The organism is Micromonospora sp. Llam0, assembly GCF_003751085.1.
Taxonomy (GTDB): domain Bacteria; phylum Actinomycetota; class Actinomycetes; order Mycobacteriales; family Micromonosporaceae; genus Micromonospora_E.
The window spans coordinates 1,003,271-1,017,908 of sequence record NZ_RJJY01000002.1 but is presented as its reverse complement, the minus strand read 5'-3'; the positions used below and the strand labels follow the sequence as shown (position 1 = coordinate 1,017,908).

Sequence of the window (14,638 nt, the reverse complement as noted above, 5' to 3'; positions counted from 1 at the left end):
GTGCGCGCGTTGCTGGACCGTGCCGCCTCGTCAGCGTGTCTCACGCCGCTTCGTCGGCGTGTCGGGCGAGGAACTCGTCGATCGCCTGACGAATGAGCCCCGACCGGCCTCCCTTGTCGTTGCCGGCGAGTTCGTCCAGCCGCCGCACGGCCGTCGCGGAGAGGCGGACTCCGGTAACGATCATGGGTACGCTCTCCGGTGACGGCGTAGGGCCAAGATCGGGGCCTCTGGAGGCGTCGCGTAGCAGCTCCGAGATGTCGCCACCCTGGTCGAAATACGCCACCAGCTCTTCGCGGCTCATCATCCGCGGATCACGGCTCGCACTCATCGTGTCCCCTCCATCCACTGCTTGACCTCCTCCGGCGTCGCAGGCCGAGCCGCCAGGATCGCGTAGCTGTTGACCTTCCCCACCCGCTCACACAGCACCATGATCACGCGTGCTGTGTCAGCCAGGCCAGCTACCGCCAGCAGGAGTGTCCCGATGTGGTTCTCGATCCGCTGCGGCGAGTAGAGCGCTTCGACCGTCTCCCGTTCGGAGACGCCGTGCCGTGCCGCGCTGATCTTGCCGGCCTCAGTCCACCCGTACTCTCGCGCAACCACGACACCAGCGTACAACGCGTAAAACGTGCGCACCGGCAGCGCTGCTGTCGCAGCTCTGAGTGACGTCGGCGCGTAAGGCCCTAGCAGGCGGAGCGTGTTACGGCCGTGCGGATGCTGGGCGGAATCTGGTGGATGACCGTCGGCTGCATCGGCGATGATCACATGCGTGGAGGGTCGTCATCGGCAGGTCCGGGGTCGGTACACCGCCGACACCGTCACCGTGTACCAGGCGTATCCGGCGGAGATCGCAGTGCCGGCGTTGGCGAACGGGCGATTCGTGGCCCCGTTCAAGCGGGACCGGATGACGTGGATCAAGCCGTCGTTCCTGTGGATGATGTACCGGTGCGGGTGGGCGTCCAAGCCCGGTCAGGAGCGGGTGCTGGCGGTCGAGATCCGGCGCAGCGGGTTCGAGCGGGCGCTGGCGGCAGCGTGCCTGAGCCACTTCGACCGAAGCTTGTACCCGGATCGCGATACCTGGGCGCAACGGGTGAGGACGAGCCCGGTGCGGGTGCAGTGGGATCCTGAGCGGTCGCTGCGGCTCGGACCGCTGCCGTACCGGTCGCTGCAGGTGGGGCTGTCCGGCGACGCAGTCGACCGCTACCGGAATGCGGGCCAGTGCTCCGGCCTTCAGGCCCGGGGGTGAAGGCCCGCGCTGGGAGGGCCGCCAGGGCCCGGGCAGTGCTCTAACCTGGCCGGTTTTGCTGCTCGATGTACTGCTTGACGATGCTCAGTGGTGCGCCGCCGACGGAGCCGGCGAAGTACGAGCCCGACCAGAGTTTGTTGGCCCGGTAGTAGTGGCGTGCGAGGTCGGGGAACTCCTGCCGCGGGCGGCGCGACGGGACGCCCTTGAGTGAGTTGACCAGGCGGGAAACGGCGACTTTGGGTGGGTGGTCGACCAGCAGGTGGACGTGGTTGTGGCCGCCGTTGAACTCGACCAGTTCGGCCTCGAAGTCGCGGCATACGTCCCGCATGATCTGTTCCATGCGGGACAGGTGCCGGTCGGCGAACACCGTGTGCCGGAACTTCGTCACGAAAACCAAATGAACATGCATCGCGAAGACGCAGTGTCTACCGGTACGGATACCCTCAACTTCTGCCATAGACCAACATGATATCGTGTGGTTCGTGCAGCTCCGGTACCAGTTCCGGGTCTACCCGACACCCGGCCAGCAGGTTGAGCTGGCCCGGGCGTTCGGGTGCGCGCGGGTGGTGTTCAACGACGGGCTGCGCGCACGGCAGACCGCCCACGAGCAGGGCCTGCCGTACGTGTCGGACGCCGAGCCGTCCAAGCGGGTCATCACGCGGGCCAAGGCGGCTCCGGAGCGGGCGTGGCTCGGCGAGGTGTCCGCGGTGGTGTTGCAGCGGGCCCTCGCGGACCTCAACACCGCCTACCGCAACTTCTTCGCCTCGATCACCGGCAGACGCAAGGGTACGAAGGTGGCCCCGCCGAGGTTCCGGTCCCGTAAGGACAACCGGCAGGCCATCCGCTTCACCCGCGATTCCCGGTTCACGGTGCTGGACAACGGTCGTCTGCGGTTGCCGAAGATCGGCGACCTCGCGGTCCGCTGGTCCCGGACCCTGCCGTCGGACCCGTCGTCCGTGACGGTCATCCGGGACGCGGCCGGGCGGTACTTCGCCTCGTTCGTCGTGCAGACCAGCGAGGACGAGCCGCTGCCCGAGGTGGACTCGGAGGTCGGCATCGACCTGGGGCTGACGCACTTCGCGGTCATGTCGGACGGTACGAAGGTGGCCGCGCCGAGGTTCCTGCGCCGTGCGGCCCGCAGGCTCAAGCGGCTGCAGCAGGCCCTGTCGCGCAAGCAGCGGGGCGGCAACCGCCGTGGGAAGGCTGTCGTGAAGGTCGCCAGGGCGCACGCCCGGGTGGCCGACACCCGGCGGGACTGGCAGCACAAGTTGTCCACGACGATCATCCGTGAGAATCAAGCGGTGTATGTCGAGGATCTGTGTGTCGTCGGTCTCGGTCGGACCCGGCTGGCGAGGTCGGTGCACGACGCGGGATGGTCGTCGTTCGTCGGCATGCTGGAGTGCAAGGCGGCGAGGTACGGGCGTACGTTCGCCCGGGTGGACCGGTGGCTCCCGTCCACCCGGATGTGCTCGGACTGTGGCCGGATCAACGAGCAGATGGCGTTGAACGTGCGGTCGTGGGTCTGTCCGTGCGGCGGTCACCACGACCGGGACGTCAACGCGGCGATCAACATCAAGGCCGCCGGGCAGGCGGACTTCAACGACCGTGGAGCGCGGGTAGGACCGGGACCCGTCCCCGGCACCGCGCGGTGAAACGGTAACCCACCAGAACGCCGCGCGTGTCACGCGCGGCGTGGCTGGAATCGCCGCGGTTTAGGGCGGCGAGGATGTCAAGTCGACGAGTGGACCGTCACTATCACCGAGGTGACCGGGCTGGCGCACGCCGTGCGTGACCGGCTTTCCGCTGGTGATGACGCGGGTGCTGGTGCCCTACTGCCGGCCGAGCGGGTCTATCCGTTGCCGGTCGAGGTTGCGGCGGTCATCGGCGCCGACCCGATACCGGCGGCGACCTGCTGATACCGCAGGACGGGATCGAGCACGTCAGCCGTTGGTACTGGTTGAGCTTGATGCCTCAGGTGCATCTTGATGCACCTGAGGCATCAAGCCATCGGAGGCATCATGTGGGTCCGGGGCTCGTCAGGCGCGGTCGTGCAGAGTGACCTGGTAGCCGTCGGGGTCGGCGAAGGTGAAGGTCCGACCGAAGGGGCCGTCGATCGGCGCGGAGACGATGGTGTGACCGTCGGCGACGAGAGCATCGTGAATGTCCTGCACGTCTGTGGCGTGGAGCCAGATGGCTGCACCGATGCCCGGCTGAGCAACGGATCCAAGGTCGGTGCCGGGGACGATCTCGCGCAGCGCGAACGCGATGGGCTTGGTCTCGAAGACGACGGCGTGCGCAGGCCCGGCCGGCGAGCGTACGAGCCCGAAATACTGCTCGTAGAACGCCCGCGAGGCGTCGAGGTCGCGTGCCTGCAGCGAGATGAAGTCGGGGCCGGTGACGGGCATGATGATCTCCTCCGGTCGTGTCAGGTTCCTGACATCGCGTAATGTATGTCAGGATGCTGACATGAGTCAAGGCGGGCGGGGCAATGGGCAGGGCGTCGACCTGGAGACATCGCTGGGCTATCTGCTGAAGGAGGCGTCGAGCGCGCTCCGGGTGGCCATGGAGGAGGTTCTGCGACCACTCGGGATGAGCGTGACGCGTTACTCGTGCCTGGAGTTGCTGGCGCAACGGCCAGGCCTGTCGAACTCCGAGCTCGCGCGGGGCGCCTTCGTGACCCGGCAGTCAATGAACGTGCTGCTCCAGACGCTGGAGCGAGAGGGCTACGTGACCAGACCGGCGGAAGCGCCCGTCGGGAAGGTGCTGCCCACGCGGCTCACGCCTCTGGGTCGGCAGAGTCTCGAAAAGGCGACCGTCGCGGTCCGGTCGGTCGAGGTCAGGATGCTGGCCGGGTTGACCGAGACCGAGCAATCGGAGGCGTTGCGGATCCTGCGGCGGATGGTCCGTTCCCTGCGCGATGGCAACGACGGCGCTTAGCCTCGATCCACCGACGCGGTTGCCGCTAAATGTTGGTTGAACATTTCTGTATTGGGGTGGTGGGGCGGGCGTGAGGGAGTCGCCGATCACGTGATCGGCTTGCTCCGAGGGTGAGGGTTCGAGGTGGAACGGGGATTGTGGCCTGTGGTCGGGCCGCCTGGTTTCGGCTGGTGGGGTGTGGTCAGCCGGGTGCCGGCTGGACGGCGGTGAACAGGTTGTCGAACGCCGCCTGCCAGGGCCAGTACTCGGGCAGGTGTAGGTGGATGGTGCGGGCCCGGTGGGCGAGGCGGGCCGCGACGGTGATGATCCGGGTCCGGATGGTGGCGGGTCTGGCGGTCGACCAGGTGCCCGCGGCGAGGTGTCCGGCGGCGCGGGTGAGGTTGTGCGTGATCGCGGCGCAGGTCAGCCAGGCGTCGTTGGCGCTGAAGTGTCCGGAGGGCAGGTGGGCGAGGGGCCCGGTGATCAGGTCGGCGTTGACGTGCTCGATGATCGCGTGTTGCCGGTGCTGGGCTTCGGCCTGGACGAGGGTGTACGGGCTGTCGGTGAACACGGCGTGGTACCGGTAGGTCGGCAGGAGTTCGTCCTGGCCGGGGATCTGTTGCGGGTCGTCGCGGCGGACGCGGCGCACGATCAGCCGGGCGGTCGCCTCGTGTCGGGTGCCGGCGAACGCGGTGTACGTGGTTTCGGCGATCTGCGCGTCGGAGATCCACCGGCCGGCGTCTTCGTCCCAGACGGCCTGCGGATAGGTGATGTCGACCCACTGGTCGGCGGCGATGCCGTCGCACGCGGCGCGGATCTTCGGGTCGATGCGGCAGGTGACCGAGAACCGCACGCCACGACGCCGGCAGCCGCTGATCACCGTCTTGGCGTAGAACGCCGAGTCCGCTCGCACCATGATCTCCCCCGAAGCGCCGCATGCCCGGGCGGTCGTGATGGCCTCGGCGATCATGGTGGCGGCGCCCCGGGCCGAGCCGGCGTTACCCGACCGCAGCCTCGTGGCGGCGATCACCGGCGCGGACAGCGGGGTGGACAGCGTCGCGACCAGGGGGTTGTAGCCGCGCAGGTAGACGTTGTAGCCGCCGACCTTGGCGTGGCCGAACCCGATGCCCTGCTTCTGCTTGCCGTACACCCGCCGCAGCATGGAGTCGATGTCCACGAAGCACAGGGTGTCGGCGCCGGTCAGGATCGGTGCCCGGCCGGTCAGACCGATCAGGGTGTCGCGGGCGGCGGCCTGTAACTGCCGTACGTGCCCGTGGGTGAACGTACGCAGGAACGACCCGAGTGTCGACGGCGCGTACACGCCGCCGAACAGCGACCGCATGCCGCCGTGCCGGGCGATGTCGAGGTCGTCGATGCTGTCCGCGCCCGCGAGCATCCCGGCCACGATCGTGGCGACCTTGCCGGCCGGGTTCGCGCCCTTGTCCGTCGGTAGCCTGACCCGGTCTGCGACCGCGTCGTGCAGACCGGCCTGCTCGGCAAGGCGCATCACCGGAACGAGACCGGCACACGACACCAGATTCGGATCGTCGAACGTCGCGCGCACCACCGGCGCGTCCTGGCGTATTCTCACCTGCGAGGTGCCCTCTCGAACCGAGTGATAGAAGCGTCAGAACTCCTATCCTTCCAGTTCAGAGGGCACTTTCTGTAGCCGGGGTCCTGCCGGTCAAACCTTCATCGGTGGATCGAGGCTCAGTGTGTTGCGGGTCAGTAGCCGGTCGCAGGCCTTGAGGTCCTGCTGCCGCAGCTCAGTGAAACTGTCCAACTCGATGCCACGCTTGCGGGCAATTTTTTCGACGCCCTTCGGGTCGTTGAGCTCCAAGGCCCAGGCGTTGACCAACTCCAGCAGCGCTGCGGCAGCCTCGGCCGCTGGCCGCAGGGCCATGCTGGCAACCGCGTCGCCTCCGCGGCGCACTGGTTCCTTGATCGTCTCTGGCACAGCCCTGGTGGCCCGGCTCGCGGCGTTTCGCGCGACCTCGCCGGAGCGATCGAGTGCAGTGCTCGCCCAGTTCGGTAGACCACGGCGGTTGTTGCGGCGCTGCCAGTGCTCGTTGAGCCTGTCCCACACCTGCTCTTCGTAGGCACTCATCGGGGTTGCGCCGTCGGCGAGCGAGTCAGCGACAGTGCTCATCGATGGCCTCCATTCAGTCCACAGACGATCGAGGGTACGCCGCTTGAGCGCCGGGCAGACATCACCTGAACGGTGGAGGGTCGGAACATCCACTTGCCGAATGTCGCTACCTGCGTCGTCTGTCTACGGCATGGGAGGGCAGCTCTAAGCCTCGGGTCAGCTGAGAGCGTCGGGGGTGAGGGTGGAGAGGAAGGACGTCCAGCCGGCGGGGGAGAAGGTGAGTGCCGGGCCGGCGGGGTCTTTGCTGTCGCGTACGAGGACTGTGGCGGGGACGGTGGTGGCGACCTCGACGCACTGACCTATCCCATTGCTCCGAGTGCTCTTGCGCCAGATCGGCTGTTCAGGGCTATGGATGAGCATGGCGTGCTCCCCGCTAGGACTTGACTGCATCGGGTTTGGTAGCGCCGCGCCTTCGATCATGATCATCAGGGTCGGTCCAGGAGACCCTGACCAGGTCAGGGACGAGTGAGGGTGGAGAGGAAGGACGTCCAGCCGGCGGGGGAGAAGGTGAGTGCCGGGCCGGCGGGGTCTTTGCTGTCGCGTACGAGGACTGTGGCGGGGAGGTTGGTGGCGACCTCGACGCACATGGCCTGTCCGTTGCTGCGGGTGCTCTTGCGCCAGATCGGCTGCTGCGGATCACCGGGGGTGGTGGTCATCGGTGCTCTCCCTTGCTCCCTGCTCCAGGATCGCCTCGGCCCTCATCCGCAGGAAGGCCAGCGTGTCGGCGGGTGAGAGCGCGGTCGCACGGAGATGGTCGAACGCCAGCCCGTGCATCTCCACATGGTAGTCCTTGTCCAGGTACAGAGCGCCACTCAGATTTTCCTGGTAGACGACCGTCGGATGGTTGCTGAAGTCGAGCATCGCGAAGGGGCCGCCCATGCCCATGTGTGCGCCCTGGCGGAAGGGCAGCACCTGGACCGTGATTGACGGCCGCTGTGCCATGGTGATCATGTGCTCCAGCTGGGCTGCCATCACCTGCGGGCCGCCGACCGGCCGGTGCAGCACCGCTTCGTCGAAGATGAACCACAGCCTGGGTGGTTTGCTGCGTTCCAGGATGCGCTGGCGGGCGAGGCGTAGCTCGATCCGCTCCTCAATCTTCTCCGGTGGACCCTCCGGGAACTCCGCGCTGATGATGGCGCGGGCGTAGTCCGACGTCTGGAGCAGGCCGTTGACGAGTTGGACGTCGTAGGTGCGGAGCTGGGTCGCCTCGTCCTCGAAGGCGATGTACCCGTCGAGCCCGTGCGGCATCGCGTCGGAGTAGTCGACCCACCAGTTGTACTTCTGGGCGTCGCGGGCGAGCTCGATGAGCCCGACAGCCTCCTTGTCGGGTACGCCGTAGAGGCGCAGCAGCTTCGTGACGTTCCGAGTCGTCACCGAGACCTGGGCATTCTCGACGCGGGACAACGTCGACTTGCTGATCTTCACCTGTTGGATGACCTGGTCAATTGTCAGACCTGCAGCCTCGCGATGTGCGCGAAGCTCGGTCGCGAGCCGTCGTCGCTGGACGGTTGGGGTTCCTGCCACAACAGACAGTCTGCGCCATGAGTATGTCGTTTGACGAGTCTCTGAGCCAACTAATTTTCTATCGGATGCGGTGTTGCAAGATCACGCTTTCCCTGTCAGTGTGGGCCAAGCATCGAAGGTGGACGGTTGATCAACTGGCCGGCTGCTGGGTAGCGGGGATCGGCGAGTTCATGATCGTTTTCCCGCTGCGTATCGCTGAAATCCCAGGTGGCTGGGCGGGTCGCGGCAAGGGCCCGCCCGGTCGTCCCCAGCCCAATCAGAGGGGTTGATCATGGTGGCGCTTGGTGCTCTGGTTTCCGGAGTTCTGCTCGGGTTCTTCGTCGGGTTGTTCAGTTTCAAGGTCAAGTCGCGGTGGTGTCCCGACTGCGGTCGGACGACGGTGCCGGCGGCTGATCGGTAGCGTGCCGGCCGACCGGTCCCCGGCGGATCCCCGGCCCGGTGACGAGTTGATCGTCGATGGTCGGGCGAGTGTGCAGTTCGCGGCCGGGCGGGGTTTCCGGTTCCGGGTGACGACAGTGGACGCGAAGCTGACGTACGACGGCTGGGTCTGGTTGGCCGGGTATGTGTTGGCAGCCGACGGTGAGGCCCGCGAGCGTCGGGAGATCTTCGTCGAGCGTGACGGTCTCCGCTGGGCTCCCCGCCCGCGCCGGCCCCACCGCTGACCAGTGCGGCGGCACAACTGCGACGTAACCGCGCGCTTTCCATCCGTACTTCTGAAGGTTTTCGACTGTGTGAAAGGTGGTTCCTGCTGTGCGTGGATTTCTTGACTTGTTCCGGCGGGCTCCGGTGCGGAGTCGGCGTAACCGGCGGTTGCTCGCCGAGATCGCCCGCCACGATCGGCGGCCGGCCGACGTCGCGGCCGGGCTGCGCCGGCCGGTGCGGCCCGCCCCGAACGCCGCCGGTCACTTGTACGGCAGGCCGGTGCGGCCGTCGATTAGCCCCGGCCTGGTCCGCGACCGTTCGTTCGGTGACCGTGTGCGGCGTGGCTGCGACCCGGTCGAGGTACGGGCGTTCCTGCACCTGGTCGCCGACGAGTTGACCGCGCTGCGCGCCGAACTTGGCTCCACCCGGGAGGAGAACGCCCGGCTCAAGCAGGCGTTGCGGGACTGGCAGTCGCAGCAGTTCGAGCAGACCCAGCAGTCGCAGCGGTTCGGGGCGGGGGTGGCGGCGTGAACGGCGTCAACAAGGTGCCGGCCGGCTCGCTGCACATCGTCGGCGTCGGCGCGGACCGGCGGCGGGCGCAACGGGTGTTCACCGTGGCGAACCTCGACACCGGGCAGGTGGCGTCGACCAGCCTTGTCCCGGGCTCGTTCACGCCGTTGCCGACGCCGGGCGGGACGTGGTGGCTGCCGTACGCGCCGATCGTTGCCGACCTCGCCGCCCGCGCGGGCGTTGTCGAGGCGACGCTGCGTGACCCCGACTTCCCCGACGAGCCGGGCCGGCTGCCGTCGTCCGGGTTGACGCTGCCCCGGCAGTGGCAGCCCGCCGTTCCGCAGCGGGACCGGCTGCGGTGGGAAGCGGTGGCGCTCACCAACCGGCTGGTGTCGCCGTGGCTGGTGCTGATCGGCCGCAGCGTCGAGCCGCCGCCACCGGGTGATCCGGGCCGGCTGCTCGGCCGGTTGTGTGCGCTCGCCGATCAGTTGCACGTCGACCTGGTCCTCGAAGTCCGGCCCAGCTCGATCGGGCGTGGGTTGAGCTGGGATGTCCGGTTCGAGCATGCCGGCGGTGCGGTGCCCGACTACCAGCACCGGTGGATCGCCGACCTGTCGACCGCGCTCGCCAGCATCCCCGCCGAACGGGCGGTGACCGGCCTGACCGTCGCCAACCCGCTGCTGCCCGCCCACTACCTGACCGGCGACGCGCTCACCGGGCGTGCGGTGCCGGTCGGGTTGGACGGGCACCCCGGCGGCCACGACCTGGACCAGGTCGAACGCCGCATGATCGCCGACGCCGAGCAGCACGGCGGCGCGCAGGCCATCTGGCGTAACCGGCACTGGTGGCACACCAGCCTGCGACCCGCCGACACCGCCGGCACATTCGTCCGCGGCTGGGAACCGCCAGCACCGAAACACTGGGGCGAGCCGATCCCCACCCACCCGTGCGGCCGATGCGCCGACCGGGCCGACCCGCCGTACTGCCTGGACTGCTACGGCACCCGCCAGGTGCGACGCGGCGCGGTGCTCACCGTCACCGACCTGCGTGGCCGGACCGTGCACCGCAACTGGCGACCCGACAGCGACCCGACCGGCGACCCGGAAGCCGCCGTCGGCCCGCAACCGCCCACCCTGGTGCTCACCGACCGGCCGTCCGGCACCACCGTGTGGCAGCTCGACGAGCACTACCAGATCGGCTCGCTCGCCGCGCGGTTCGGCGTGCAGCCGACCGACCTGACCGACATCGACGGCGAACACGTCATCGACCAGCACCTGCGCAACGGCGTCAGCCAGGTCCCCCACACCGGCGGCGACCCCGTCGACGCGTACCTCGGTGAAGTCGGCGCCACCCACGACGGCGCCCGCATCATGGTCCTCGCCAACGGCTGGCCCGGCCCCACCCTCGACGAACTCGCCGCCCTGATCCGCGGCCTCGGCCTCGCCCTGGACATCACCGTCATCGACCACCGCAACACCATCGGCCGACCCGAACTGTCCCAGGGCCACAGCTGGTCGGTCCGGGTCGTCGACCCGGCCACACGCTTGGCCGTCGACCCCGTCCCCACCAGCGCCGCCCTGCCCGAAGCCGTAGCGCTCTGCCACCGCTACCTACACGGCGCACTCCGCGCCACCATCCCCACCGACCCGGAACAACCGATACCCGTCCCACAACAGCCCGCAACGGCCGGCACCCTCACCGACACCACAGCCTGCATCACCCAGGTACGCCGCCACGCCGCCACCCAGCCCGGCGAACCTGTCACCGTCCGCCTCCACCCCGACGGCACCCACACCGTCACCACAGACCACCCGAGGTAGCCCGGCTGGCTGGGTGAGGGTGCCGAGCTGATGCCGGCCGAGCGGTTCGACGCGGTGGCGGCCGAGAGAGACGGCCGCCACCGCCGAGCTGCGGTTGTGCGGGGTTGTCGGACCGTCAGCTGCGGGTGCTCCACTGTTGGTTCGCGCCTCCGTGGCACGCCCACAGGTGGAGCTGCGTCCCGTTGGCGGTGCCGGCGCCGACGGCGTCCAGGCAGAGTCCCGACTGAGCGGAGGTGATGGTCCCGTTGCTGTTCATGTTCCACTGCTGGTTCGCGCCGCCGTGGCAGTCCCAGATGAGCACAGCGGTGCCGTTGCTGGTGCCCGCCCCGCTGGCGTCCAGGCACTTGTTGCCGTAGACGGTGAGGGCACGGTTGGCGGTATAGGTCCAGCGCTGGTTGTTGTTGCCGTGGCAGTCCCACAGCTGCACCCGGGTGCCGTTGCTCGTGCTGGCGTTGGGGACGTCGACGCAGCGGTTCGACTGGCTGCCGGCGATCATCACGTTCGCCTGGCCGGGCGGCGGCGTCGTCGGCGGCGGGTTGCTTGGCGGCGGACTGGTCGGCGGCGGGTTGGACCCGAACTGGGTGAAGAACCGCCACACCTCGGGCTTGACCCAGCTGCGCGCGCCGCTCTCACAACCTGCGCACCCGTCCACCGGGCCCTGCTGGTGGCCGCCGTCGAACGGAGCCCAGACCACCGGATAGCCGGCCTGGCACGAATAGGTGGTGATGATGTGGGTCAGGCTTCCCTGCGCGGGCTCGGGAGCGTTCTGCGCGGCGCAACCGTTGTTCCTGAGCCACCTGTCGCGCAGCGACCGGCCGCTTTGGATGTTGTCGCTGATTCCGTGGATTCCCAGGTACGCCACAGGCTGGGTGCCGCCGCTGCAGCCGCTGATCTCGCCGGGGGCCGCGATGGCCGCGACCGCGCGGAACATGGTCGGCCGGGAGCACGCCAACGAGTAGCTCATCGCGCCGCCGTAGCTGAACCCGACCGAGAAGCGTTGCGTCGTGTCGACGCAGAGCGCGTTCTCGATCACGCGGATCATGTCGTCGGTGAAGGTCACGTCCTCGCCGTTGGTGTTGGCCCAGGCGTTGTTGATGCCCTGCGGGGCGACGAAGATCGTGGAGTTGTTCGACTGCGACAGCATGCCGTAGTAGGCCCAGGCGTAGCCGTCGGTTCCGCCCGAGGCGACGTCGTTGGCGGTGCCGCCCCACCAGTGGAACCCGAAGGCAAGCCGGTGCGGGTAGGTGTTGTCGTAGCTGTCAGGCAGTCGGAGGATGAAGCTGCGGTTCCTGCCGCCGCTGGAGATGGTGTGGGTGCCGCTGCTCAGCCCGGGGGCCTGACCACAGCCGGCAGTGGTGGCCGCAGCCGCCGGTGTCACGTTCGTGACGACATACGCGCTGGCGGCGGCCAGGACCATAGCGGCCATGACCGTCCCTATCCAGCGGGCCGAGCGTTTGCGATGTAACACAGGATCGTCTCCCTACAGTGGAGGGCCGCCGTGGCGTCCACCCTCGGCAGGAGGGTGACCGAAGCTGCGGCGGCAGGTCTCGGCCGGTCTGGTGCATTCGGCCTGCCGGCCCGGACGTAGGCCAGCATCAATATAGATAGCCATGGTGGTATGACGTACGACGTCTGTCAATGCTTGTACGGCGCGCTGCCTGCGGTTGACGGTCCGGGCGGCTCGGAGTTAGCTGATCGGCGTGCAGCAACCGCGGGTCGGGGTGGCGGTCTTCGTGCTCAGTGAAGGTCGCTTCCTGATGGGCCTTCGCAAAGGTGCCCACGGGGCCGGCACCTGGTCGCTGCCCGGCGGCCACCTCGAACACGGGGAGAGCTTCGAGCAGACCGCGCGGCGGGAGGTCGCGGAGGAGACCGGCGTCAAGATCACCAACGTACGCTTCGGCGCGGTCACCAACGACGTGTTCGACGCCGCCCGGCACTACGTGACGATCTGGATGATCAGCGACCACCTGCGCGGCAGTCCCCAGGTCCGCGAGCCGGACAAGTTCGTCGACCTGCGCTGGACCGCCCCGCCCACGATGCCTGATCCACTCTTCCTCCCCATGCGCAACCTGCTCGACCAACTTGATCTGGACCAACTACTGGGCTGAGTCCGTGCGGCGTCCACTTTCGCAGCGACCTGCAAGATCCAAAATATACTCTGTACGGCTAATATTTATAGTCATAACGGCCGATGGGCAGAGCGCCAAGAATGGCTTGACGCTTCACGTTCGATAACGCTTGGTGCATTCGCGTCTACTGTTTCGGTGGCCTGTCGCTTCACGGAGCGTATCCGCGTGGCTTTCTGTCCGTTGTCGTGGCCGGTGCCTCGGTCTCGGTGGGGTGTGCCCGATGTGAAGTCCTCTCACCTGCGGAGACTTCCGTGGAAGTGCTCGATGGCGAATGAAACGGGGCGGACCTGTGTCTCATTGAACGGGCAAAACGGTGACGATGGGTGTCGATTCCTTTGGGGTGGGGTGGATGACGGCTCGGCGCAGATCCTTCGTAGAGTAACGGCCGGCATGGCGGGGAGACAGGTGCCGAAAAATGTGGCAAAGTCATTCATGGATCACTCGTCGGGATGATCCATTCGCCGAGCGGATGCGGATCTTGAGATGACCGTGAAGCATGCGACTGCTGGTGCCTTTGTCTTTCACCGCTTCAGCGCGGGTTGGCGCCTGGGTCTGATCGAACATCCCCGCCTCCACCGGCACATGATCATGGGTGGCCACGTCGAGTCCTTCGAAACCCAGGTCGAGGCCGCGCTACGCGAGGTCGAGGAAGAGTCCGGGCTGCACCGCGTACGCCTGATCAACCCGCCGACCCCAGACCTGCCGACCAATTTCCCATTCGCGCCGGTCGCTGCTCCCTGGTGGATCGTCGAGCAGGACGTTCCCCCTGACAGCCACCTGGCAGAGCCACACATACACATCGACCACCAGTACGTGGCCGTGGCGGACGATCCGGGTCCCGCCGGCACCGGGGAGCACCGGTTCGACTGGTTCGGCCCCGACGAGCTGCCCCAGCTGTCGATGTTCGATGACACCCGGGTGCTCGCGACGGTGTTGTTCTCCTGCCTGGACGACGTGGTCGGCGGTGTGGTCGATCCGATCACAGCGATCCGTCCGCTGGTCGCCGCACTGACCTGACCACGAATCGGGTCAAGCCGCGTCGATGAGCTGCGCCATCCGTTCGATGGCCCGGCCCATCGTGAGCCGGCGCCGGTCGAGCACGACGATTCGGCTCCCGGCATCCGCCGCGAGCCGGTCGAACAGTGCGGCGGCACGCCGGTGCAACCGCCACTGCTCCGGGGTGTAGTGCCGACCGTCGCGCTGCTCAGCCCGACGCACCGCCTCGACCACGTCGTCGACGATCAGGATGGTCAGATCGGGCAAGGGTCGCCAGGTGGCCGCAAGCCGGAGGATCGCTCCAGCGTGCCGGTAGGCGGCCTCGTCGTCGCGGTGCGCGATGAGCGACTGGTACACGGCTATCGAGTGCACGCTGCGGCCCTCGATCACCGTACGGCCGGTGGCGAGTGTGGCGGCGGAGCCGGCCTCGTAGTCGAACATCTTGATCGCCAGCAGCAGCAGTGTTTCGGTACCGCAGTGCCCGCCGCGCAGGAACGGGTCGCCGTCGGCCGCGCTGATCAGGGCCCCGAGCAACTCGCGGCCGAGGTCCACGCCCGAGCGCGGCCGTTGGGAGAATTCCTCGAGAAGCGCCGGGCGGAGTTCGCTGGGATAGTTCTCCAGCAGTCGGTTGGTCAGGTAGGTCTTGCCGACCCCGCTCAACCCCTCGATGGACACCAGCCGTCCCCGATCGCGTGGCTCGCCGGACATG

The 14,638-nt window shown here is 67.9% G+C and carries 19 protein-coding genes and 1 pseudogene; 9 read left to right on the top strand and 11 right to left on the bottom strand.

Annotated elements, in window-relative coordinates:
* Positions 1-40: 40 nt before the first annotated feature.
* The gene (locus EDC02_RS31965; RefSeq protein WP_123605958.1) at positions 41-328 is read right to left on the bottom strand and encodes a CopG family transcriptional regulator; all 288 of its coding nucleotides are present in this window, start codon (positions 326-328) and stop codon (positions 41-43) included.
* Complete coding sequence (locus tag EDC02_RS31960) at positions 325-762, bottom strand: hypothetical protein (RefSeq protein WP_148083725.1); 438 nt, start codon at positions 760-762, stop codon at positions 325-327. Before EDC02_RS31960 ends, EDC02_RS31965 begins: the two co-directional genes overlap by 4 nt.
* Here EDC02_RS31960 and EDC02_RS31955 point away from each other — a divergent pair.
* A pseudogene (locus tag EDC02_RS31955) lies at positions 755-1,201 on the top strand (DUF4291 domain-containing protein); the annotation flags it as partial. The gene EDC02_RS31960 and the pseudogene EDC02_RS31955 overlap by 8 nt on opposite strands.
* Positions 1,202-1,283: 82 nt before the next feature.
* On the opposite strand, the gene tnpA reads toward EDC02_RS31955, so the two are convergent.
* The gene (gene tnpA, locus EDC02_RS31950) at positions 1,284-1,700 is read right to left on the bottom strand and encodes an IS200/IS605 family transposase (protein WP_123605955.1); all 417 of its coding nucleotides are present in this window, start codon (positions 1,698-1,700) and stop codon (positions 1,284-1,286) included.
* A 25-nt stretch (positions 1,701-1,725) separates the two neighbouring features.
* Here tnpA and EDC02_RS31945 point away from each other — a divergent pair, with 25 nt between their 5' ends.
* Together EDC02_RS31945 and EDC02_RS39865 are read left to right on the top strand one after the other, a co-directional pair.
* Complete coding sequence (locus EDC02_RS31945; RefSeq protein WP_123607297.1) at positions 1,726-2,895, top strand: RNA-guided endonuclease TnpB family protein; 1,170 nt, start codon at positions 1,726-1,728, stop codon at positions 2,893-2,895.
* A gap of 111 nt (positions 2,896-3,006) precedes the next feature.
* Entirely contained in the window at positions 3,007-3,159 is a 153-nt protein-coding gene (locus EDC02_RS39865; protein WP_148083724.1) for a DUF4291 domain-containing protein, read from the top strand.
* A 120-nt stretch (positions 3,160-3,279) separates the two neighbouring features.
* Here EDC02_RS39865 and EDC02_RS31940 read toward each other — a convergent pair whose 3' ends face one another.
* Positions 3,280-3,648 carry a VOC family protein gene (locus EDC02_RS31940; RefSeq protein WP_123605954.1) on the bottom strand — a complete coding sequence of 123 codons (369 nt, stop codon included), beginning with the start codon at positions 3,646-3,648 and terminating at the stop codon, positions 3,280-3,282.
* Positions 3,649-3,709: 61 nt separating this feature from the next.
* On the opposite strand from EDC02_RS31940, the gene EDC02_RS31935 reads away from it, so the two are divergent.
* Positions 3,710-4,180 (top strand): MarR family winged helix-turn-helix transcriptional regulator, encoded by a 471-nt coding sequence (locus tag EDC02_RS31935; RefSeq protein WP_123605953.1) that lies wholly within the window; start codon positions 3,710-3,712, stop codon positions 4,178-4,180.
* Positions 4,181-4,361: 181 nt separating this feature from the next.
* On the opposite strand, the gene EDC02_RS31930 is transcribed toward EDC02_RS31935, so the two are convergent.
* The 5 genes from EDC02_RS31930 to EDC02_RS31910 all read right to left on the bottom strand — a co-directional run bounded on the left by EDC02_RS31930 (position 4,362) and on the right by EDC02_RS31910 (position 7,832).
* A complete protein-coding gene (locus EDC02_RS31930) occupies positions 4,362-5,750 on the bottom strand; it encodes an IS1380 family transposase (RefSeq protein WP_199757464.1) in 1,389 nt (462 codons plus the stop codon).
* Between the two features lie 93 nt (positions 5,751-5,843).
* On the bottom strand, positions 5,844-6,308 hold the full coding sequence (locus EDC02_RS31925) for a hypothetical protein (RefSeq protein ID WP_199757994.1): 465 nt from the start codon (positions 6,306-6,308) through the stop codon (positions 5,844-5,846).
* Between the two features lie 156 nt (positions 6,309-6,464).
* Positions 6,465-6,668, bottom strand: a complete 204-nt coding sequence (locus EDC02_RS31920) for a DUF397 domain-containing protein (RefSeq protein ID WP_123607296.1) — start codon at positions 6,666-6,668, stop codon at positions 6,465-6,467.
* A 95-nt stretch (positions 6,669-6,763) separates the two neighbouring features.
* A complete protein-coding gene (locus EDC02_RS31915) occupies positions 6,764-6,964 on the bottom strand; it encodes a DUF397 domain-containing protein (RefSeq protein WP_123605952.1) in 201 nt (66 codons plus the stop codon).
* Positions 6,945-7,832: a helix-turn-helix transcriptional regulator gene (locus EDC02_RS31910; RefSeq protein ID WP_158632388.1), complete on the bottom strand. Its 888-nt coding sequence runs from the start codon at positions 7,830-7,832 to the stop codon at positions 6,945-6,947. The genes EDC02_RS31915 and EDC02_RS31910 overlap by 20 nt, the downstream gene beginning before the upstream one ends.
* Positions 7,833-8,233: 401 nt before the next feature.
* On the opposite strand from EDC02_RS31910, the gene EDC02_RS31905 reads away from it, so the two are divergent.
* The 3 genes from EDC02_RS31905 to EDC02_RS31895 all read left to right on the top strand — a co-directional run bounded on the left by EDC02_RS31905 (position 8,234) and on the right by EDC02_RS31895 (position 10,804).
* Entirely contained in the window at positions 8,234-8,494 is a 261-nt protein-coding gene (locus tag EDC02_RS31905) for a hypothetical protein (protein WP_123605950.1), read from the top strand.
* 88 nt (positions 8,495-8,582) lie between these two features.
* Positions 8,583-9,005 (top strand): DivIVA domain-containing protein, encoded by a 423-nt coding sequence (locus EDC02_RS31900; RefSeq protein ID WP_158632387.1) that lies wholly within the window; start codon positions 8,583-8,585, stop codon positions 9,003-9,005.
* Entirely contained in the window at positions 9,002-10,804 is a 1,803-nt protein-coding gene (locus EDC02_RS31895; protein WP_123605948.1) for a hypothetical protein, read from the top strand. The genes EDC02_RS31900 and EDC02_RS31895 overlap by 4 nt, the downstream gene beginning before the upstream one ends.
* A 115-nt stretch (positions 10,805-10,919) precedes the next feature.
* Here EDC02_RS31895 and EDC02_RS31890 read toward each other — a convergent pair whose 3' ends face one another.
* Positions 10,920-12,230 carry a ricin-type beta-trefoil lectin domain protein gene (locus EDC02_RS31890; RefSeq protein ID WP_199757993.1) on the bottom strand — a complete coding sequence of 437 codons (1,311 nt, stop codon included), beginning with the start codon at positions 12,228-12,230 and terminating at the stop codon, positions 10,920-10,922.
* 274 nt (positions 12,231-12,504) lie between these two features.
* Between EDC02_RS31890 and EDC02_RS31885 the strand changes: the two genes are divergently transcribed.
* Entirely contained in the window at positions 12,505-12,912 is a 408-nt protein-coding gene (locus EDC02_RS31885; RefSeq protein WP_123605946.1) for an NUDIX hydrolase, read from the top strand.
* Between the two features lie 504 nt (positions 12,913-13,416).
* Positions 13,417-13,950, top strand: a complete 534-nt coding sequence (locus EDC02_RS31880; RefSeq protein WP_123605945.1) for an NUDIX domain-containing protein — start codon at positions 13,417-13,419, stop codon at positions 13,948-13,950.
* A gap of 12 nt (positions 13,951-13,962) precedes the next feature.
* Here the strand turns inward: EDC02_RS31880 and EDC02_RS31875 are convergent, their stop codons facing one another.
* Positions 13,963-14,637 (bottom strand): thymidylate kinase, encoded by a 675-nt coding sequence (locus EDC02_RS31875; RefSeq protein ID WP_123605944.1) that lies wholly within the window; start codon positions 14,635-14,637, stop codon positions 13,963-13,965.
* Position 14,638 lies beyond the last annotated feature (1 nt).